At 49.6% G+C, this 6103-nt stretch carries 7 protein-coding genes and 1 pseudogene; all 8 read right to left on the reverse strand.

Translation table 11 applies throughout. From position 1 onward, the window contains the following. Positions 1-161: 161 nt before the first annotated feature. Positions 162-554 (reverse strand): hypothetical protein, encoded by a 393-nt coding sequence (locus BZG79_RS10250; RefSeq protein ID WP_077461264.1) that lies wholly within the window; start codon positions 552-554, stop codon positions 162-164. After that, a complete protein-coding gene (yidD, locus tag BZG79_RS10255) occupies positions 555-779 on the reverse strand; it encodes a membrane protein insertion efficiency factor YidD (protein WP_077461263.1) in 225 nt (74 codons plus the stop codon). It lies immediately after the preceding gene. Then, positions 779-994, reverse strand: a complete 216-nt coding sequence (locus tag BZG79_RS10260; RefSeq protein ID WP_069362674.1) for a DUF4177 domain-containing protein — start codon at positions 992-994, stop codon at positions 779-781. Before BZG79_RS10260 ends, yidD begins: the two co-directional genes overlap by 1 nt. A gap of 57 nt (positions 995-1051) precedes the next feature. Continuing rightward, positions 1052-1597, reverse strand: coding sequence for a ribosomal protein S5-alanine N-acetyltransferase (gene rimJ / locus BZG79_RS10265; protein WP_242414158.1), 546 nt, complete (start codon positions 1595-1597; stop codon positions 1052-1054). An 84-nt stretch (positions 1598-1681) separates the two neighbouring features. Further along, the gene (locus BZG79_RS10270; protein ID WP_199877717.1) at positions 1682-3766 is read right to left on the reverse strand and encodes a M13 family metallopeptidase; all 2085 of its coding nucleotides are present in this window, start codon (positions 3764-3766) and stop codon (positions 1682-1684) included. A 74-nt stretch (positions 3767-3840) separates the two neighbouring features. After that, positions 3841-4383 (reverse strand): GNAT family N-acetyltransferase, encoded by a 543-nt coding sequence (locus BZG79_RS10275; RefSeq protein ID WP_077774327.1) that lies wholly within the window; start codon positions 4381-4383, stop codon positions 3841-3843. Positions 4384-4453: 70 nt separating this feature from the next. After that, positions 4454-4841: pseudogene (locus BZG79_RS10280) on the reverse strand (DJ-1/PfpI family protein). Between the two features lie 30 nt (positions 4842-4871). Further along, positions 4872-6101 carry an MFS transporter gene (locus tag BZG79_RS10285; protein ID WP_242414159.1) on the reverse strand — a complete coding sequence of 410 codons (1230 nt, stop codon included), beginning with the start codon at positions 6099-6101 and terminating at the stop codon, positions 4872-4874. Positions 6102-6103 lie beyond the last annotated feature (2 nt).

A 6103-nucleotide genomic window follows, 5' to 3' on the forward strand; every position in this document is an offset into this window, starting at 1 on the left:
GCGATATAGCACTGAGGCAAATTGAGAGACTGAACACATCGTAATGCTCGCATCCTCATAGGATCTGCTTCAATTAAATCAATTAAGGCGCGACGATATGTCTTCTGGCATAAAAAGAATTGATGCTGGTGGCGTTTACGGATCCGACGGCGCTTCATGGATTAATCACCGTGGCGGACGTGTTCATAAATTGAGCGTGATACATGGTAGTTGTACTGCCTGGCAATTTTCTGGGCCAAAAAAAGCTGTGGTAATTCAAATAGCACTAAACCAACCAAAATCAAAGCGAAATACGGCTGGCTCATCACTAAGCCAATAATGGCGATTACCAATAACGTACATTCTACGATAAACAACCGGTACTTTCGCAAGTAAAGATGATGGAATCCCCCTAAGAAAGCCCAATTGAGTACCGCATAGGTGTCTGGATCTTTCAGTTGTCTGGTTTGCTCGGCAAAATAGCGTTTTTTCTGGCTTGGGGTTAAGCCATTCACTTGATCACGCAGCAAGGCTTCCTGTGTTTCCAGCTCTTGCCATGGTTGCGTTATCCGCATCTAAGGCACCTCATCGTGAATTATTTCTACTGCATCGGGATCATTACAACGACGAATGCGCGCCAATCCGAGTTGCCAGCCGCGAAGTGCGCCGTACTTTTCGATCGCTTGGCGCGTGTACTCCGAGCAGCTCGGCTCGAAATTACACGCAATATTGAACCGTTTCTTTGATCCACCTTTAGCTTGGTAACGATGGATTAAAGTAAGCGACAAATACTTGAGCATTAGCGACCTAGGGTGACAATCACAGCTTCACGTTGCCAAAATAGCATATAACGTTTCTTTTCAATCACTTGAAAAACAACCTGCCAACCATCTTGTGCGTATTGATTGAGTTCGGCTTCGAGGCGTTGCAACGGCAAGCCACTTGAGCCCAGCAATAAGGTGCCGCAACCACCTTCAACAATATGAACGACTTTGTACTCGGTAAACTGACTCATTTTTTCTCCTGACAGTYAAATGGATAAAACGGAATGTCCGACTGGCGATTCCACGACTCACTCTTCCATTGCAGGATTGAGTTTGGCGGTGAGGACATGATCTTGCCAGCGGCCATTGATTTTTAGGTAACGGCGAGCATAGCCTTCGCGCTCAAACCCCAGCTTGGTAAGTAGCCGCTCACTGCGCGTGTTGTCCGGAATATAGTTGGCCATCACACGGTGCAACCCAACCTGATCAAATACAAAACGGATGCCTGCTTGGATGGCTTCGTGCATGTAGCCCTGCCCTTGATAATGCTTGTCAGCGGCATAACCTAACAGGCACGCTTTAAAGGCGCCGTGAATGACATTAGTAAAATTGCACACCCCTATCACATCGTCCCGTTCATGATGCAAAATCACAAACTTGAAGGCTTGTTGCTGTTGAAACAAATCGTTCGCTTCTTGCAGCGCGCTATGCCAATAGTCTTCGCGATAAAATGCGGCAGGACGTATGGGCTCCCATGGGGAAAGGTGAGCACGATTTCGTTGATAAAACTGCGCCATCATGTCGGCTTTTTCTGGGGGAAGTAAAACCAGTCTCGTTCTTGGCGTGCTTAGCACTTGGAGCCTCCTTGCATCGGTTCGCGCGACGGACAGTACCAACATCTATCGCAAAAAATGCCGCCCTTGCGGCGGCATCCGAGATTACCAGATATTCACCCGCTGATCTTCGGGTAAATACATGCCATCACCTTCCTTAATATCAAAGGCTTCATAGAACGCAGGCACATTGCGCGGCGCACCAAGCACGCGATATTGCGGTGGCGCATGCGGACCCAGCGACACGCGCTCACGCAGAGCATCTTCACGCATCTTCATTTTCCAAATCTGCCCCCAGCTGAGGAAGAATCGCTGCTCGCCGGTATACCCGTCCATCACTGGAGACGGTTCACCGTGCAACGATTTTTGATAGGCGCGGAAGGCGGTGGTCAAGCCGACTAAATCACCAATGTTCTCACCCAAAGACACTTTGCCGTCAATGAACAAGTCCGGCAATGGCTCAAACTGGCTAAATTGCTCAGCCAGCTTTTGGGTGCGTGCATCGAAGCGCGCCCGGTCCTCATCCGTCCACCAATTGGATAGGTTGCCATCGCCATCATAACGCGAGCCCTGATCATCAAAACCGTGTCCCATTTCATGACCAATCACCGCACCGATACCGCCATAGTTCACGGCGTCATCCGCATTCATATCAAAAAATGGTGGTTGTAAGATCCCGGCGGGGAACACTATCTCGTTGGCAGTTGGGCTGTAATAAGCGTTGACCGTTTGCGGGGTCATGCCCCACTCTTTGCGATCAACCGGTGCACCAATCCGCGACAGCATATCTTGATAGCCCCAGCGTGCGGCACGTTTGCTGTTGCCAACCAAGTCATCGGCGTTGATGGTCAGCGCGCTGTAATCTTCCCATTGCTCTGGATAGCCGATTTTAGGCGTGAATTTACTCAGCTTATCCAATGCTTTCGCTTTGGTTTCATCGCTCATCCAGGCTAAGGACTCAATCGAGTCTTTAAACGCGGCACGCAAGTTATCAATCAAGGTTTCCATACGCGCTTTGGCTTCTGGCGGGAAATAACGCGCGACATATTCTTGGCCAAGCGCTTCACCCAATACCCCTTCGGTGGCTTGCACGCCGCGCTTCCAGCGGTCACGCTGCTCAGGAATACCGTTGAGGGTTTTGGAATAGAACGCAAATTGACGTTCAACCAACTCATGATTTAGGCGCGGTGCAAACGCATTGAGCGTACGAATAGTTAGATAATCTTGCCACGCTTGCAGACTGGTTTGCTCAAACACCTGCCCTAGCGCCTCAAAATAAGACGGCATGCGCACCACAACCTCATCGGCTTTATCGATACCCGCGCGTTTGGCAAAGCGTGCATAATCAAACTCACCCATCAACTGGTTGAGAGCCTCAATGGGCATTTTGTTATAGGTGGCTTGCGCGTCACGGCGTTTAGCGCGTGTCCAATGGTGCTCTGCCAGTGTTTTTTCCAGCTGATAAATTCTATCCGCGCGTTGTTTGACCTGATCGTAGCCCGCTAAGCGCAGCATATCTTCGAGATAGCGTTTGTAAGCGGTGCGGATACGCTCAGCGTCCTCGGTGTCGCGAAAATAGTAGTCTCTATCCGGCAAGCCCAACCCGCTTTGGCTCAGATACAGAGCGTTATAGTCAGGGTTTTTCGCATCGGCCCACGCATAAAAACTAAACGGGATCCCAACACCAATTTGTCGCAAATCGGCCATCGCATAAATCAACGCAGGCTTCGAGGAAATCGCCGCAATACGATCGAGCTCAGGTTTGATTGGCGTCACCCCTAGGGCATCGATTTTATCTTGGTCCATATAGCTAAGATAAAAATCACGCAGCTTTTGCTCATTGGAGCCAGGCTTGAGATCATCACGCGCCACCAGCTCATCAATGATGCCTTTCAGACGCTTTTCATTCTCTTCAGCCAAGATACGGAACGCACCATAGCTGGACATATCATTGGGGATTTGGGTTTGGTCATACCAAGTACCGTTCACGTGACGGAACAAGTCATCTTGTGGACGAACCGAACGATCAAAATCTTGTAGATACAGACCGGATTCGCGCTGTACTTCAGCGTGTGTGGTGTTAGCAGCGTACACCTGCCCAGGCACCAGGCTCATCACGCCTAGTGCAAACGCGACCCCCATCGCGGCTCGCTTAAATCGCACTCGGTTGACTGATTTATTTTTCATCATTCGTTTACCTAATTCCTTCCATAACATGGCTCAAGCGACGTAATCTTGTCGATTCCCGAAAAGACATGCGCTGTTCACGACATAAGGTCTCGATAGAGCACCAAACAGTGGTAATCTCGTCCTTCATCTTGCTCGGGTTCAAAATGGGTAATACGACAAAACCCTTGCTGATACCAGAATCGAAACGCGCGAATGTTTTCGGCGTAAACATTCACACCCATGCGTCGATAGTCTCCATAAGCTTGCACGGTTTCAATCACACTCGCAACCGCTTCGCTGCCATAGCCATGCTTTTGATATCTTGGAGAAATAGTGAGCATGGGCAGCCAAACACTCTGTGTATCCGGCGCATTGAGCGAGATTTGCAGATAGCCGATATCTTTACCGTCATGGGTTTGAATGCGACGAAGATAAAAGGCGTCTTCCACATCAGGCGCCTTTTTCTCCGCACTGTCGGCAATCAATGATTGATAGGTGGATAACGACCAAGGCTTAAACGTGGGATCTTGATATTGCAGATGCTGATTTTGCTCAAACAGTGCTTTAACGCGCTTTGCATCACTGTACTCAAACGCACTAAAACATAGGCGTTCAGACCGCCATGTTGCTGGGAACATGTTCCTATTCCTATTTTATCAGCGCATACATTGATTATTATCGCGCTACGTACCTTATCCAGACTGCATATTACTCGTTTCGCTGCCAGTGGTAATCCATTTGCTTGGCCACGCGCTGGGCTAAGTCCTCGCTGTGCAGATCAGCCACCAGCTGCAAACTCATATCAATACCCGCAGATATGCCCGCGGAGGTAAGATATTTTCCATCTCTCACCCAGCGCTTTTCTGATACCACGCTTAATGGCGGATAAGCGCGGCTGAGGTCGTCCATGTCTTCCCAATGCGTGATCACCTTTCGACCATCGAGTAGTCCGGCCTCTGCCAGTATGAACGCCCCCGTACAGACGTCCAATCTGCCAACTGTCCGCGCCCAAACGTTTTGCAGTGCTAAACACTTCAAAAGGTCCGGCAAAATCGAGCACCTCTGCGTGCTCATACACATAAATACCAATATTCATCGTTTTCTTACATTCATGTAGGGGCGGTTATTACGACGTGGCTGCAAGGCGCGTTTTCTTACGCATCGACAATAAAAGCATACCGATGCTGGCACACACAGCCATAGCGATAACAAGCGACCAAGTCACCGAATAACCGAACGTGTCGATGACATAGCCAATCAATACAAAGCTTGGCATCAGCAATAAGCTACGCAACGTGATCAATACCCCTTGAATACGACCGCGATGACTCGCCGGTGAGTTGTTGGCAAGATACACGCCCTCTTTGGTGAGGACCAACACCTCGCCAGCGGAAAGGAAAAACCACGCTAAAAAGTGAACGGGGATCGTAGGTGACAACATCACAAGACCATAACCCAACACAAACAAGAGCCCTGCATAGGCCAACGCCATGGTCTCGGTGTGTCCAGATGTGGCACGTAGCAATAGCGGCGTGATGATCACCACCAACACGCACGCATACGTCATCAATTGACCAAAACGCACGGGCCCTTCTTGGCCAAATAAATGACTCAAATAAAGCGGGCTAGCCATTGTCATTTGATTCAATGCAAACCAAAGCATGCCACAAAACAAAGTGAACACAATGAGATAAGGACGTGATTTAAGCACCGACCACACACTGCCTTCTACCGCGCGCTCAAGGTCAGACTCAGACTCGGGGACGGCTTGCTCGGTCACGTTGACCAAAAAGGCCACCACAAGAATACCCACCAAGACGGCAAGCCCGTTACCAAAGAAAATCCACTCAGTGTGCTGCCAAAACAAATAGCCCGCTAAGATGGGGCCAATCGCTGAACCCAAGTTATAGGCAAGGTAACTAAGCGACATCACCGCATCGCGATTGCCTGCGTGAGATAAATCGGCCACCAATGCATTACTGGCCGGCAACGCTACACCGATAAAAAAGTAAGCGGCGAATAATAACGCCGGCACCATCACAGGGGAATCGGGTGCAAACCCACATATCAGCAGCAAGATAGCGCCGACACATTCCCCCGCCACCATAGTGTTTTTATGACCTACCCAATCAGAAAGCTTGCCACCAATAAAACTCCCCAGCAGGTACAAGCCAGTAATACTCATCGCCAATGAACCCGCCAGCGACGCGGAGTAGCCGAGCTTATCGGTAAACAACAACACGAGGAAAGGAATAATAAAGTTGCCCATCCCGAGGATCATGCGGGCCAGTGCAACGTAGTAAATATTGCGGTGCAATCCTTTATACATCGCCACCGCAGAAAGAATCTTGTTGATTG

Source organism: Salinivibrio sp. MA427 (genome assembly GCF_001996115.1).
Classification (GTDB): domain Bacteria; phylum Pseudomonadota; class Gammaproteobacteria; order Enterobacterales; family Vibrionaceae; genus Salinivibrio; species Salinivibrio costicola.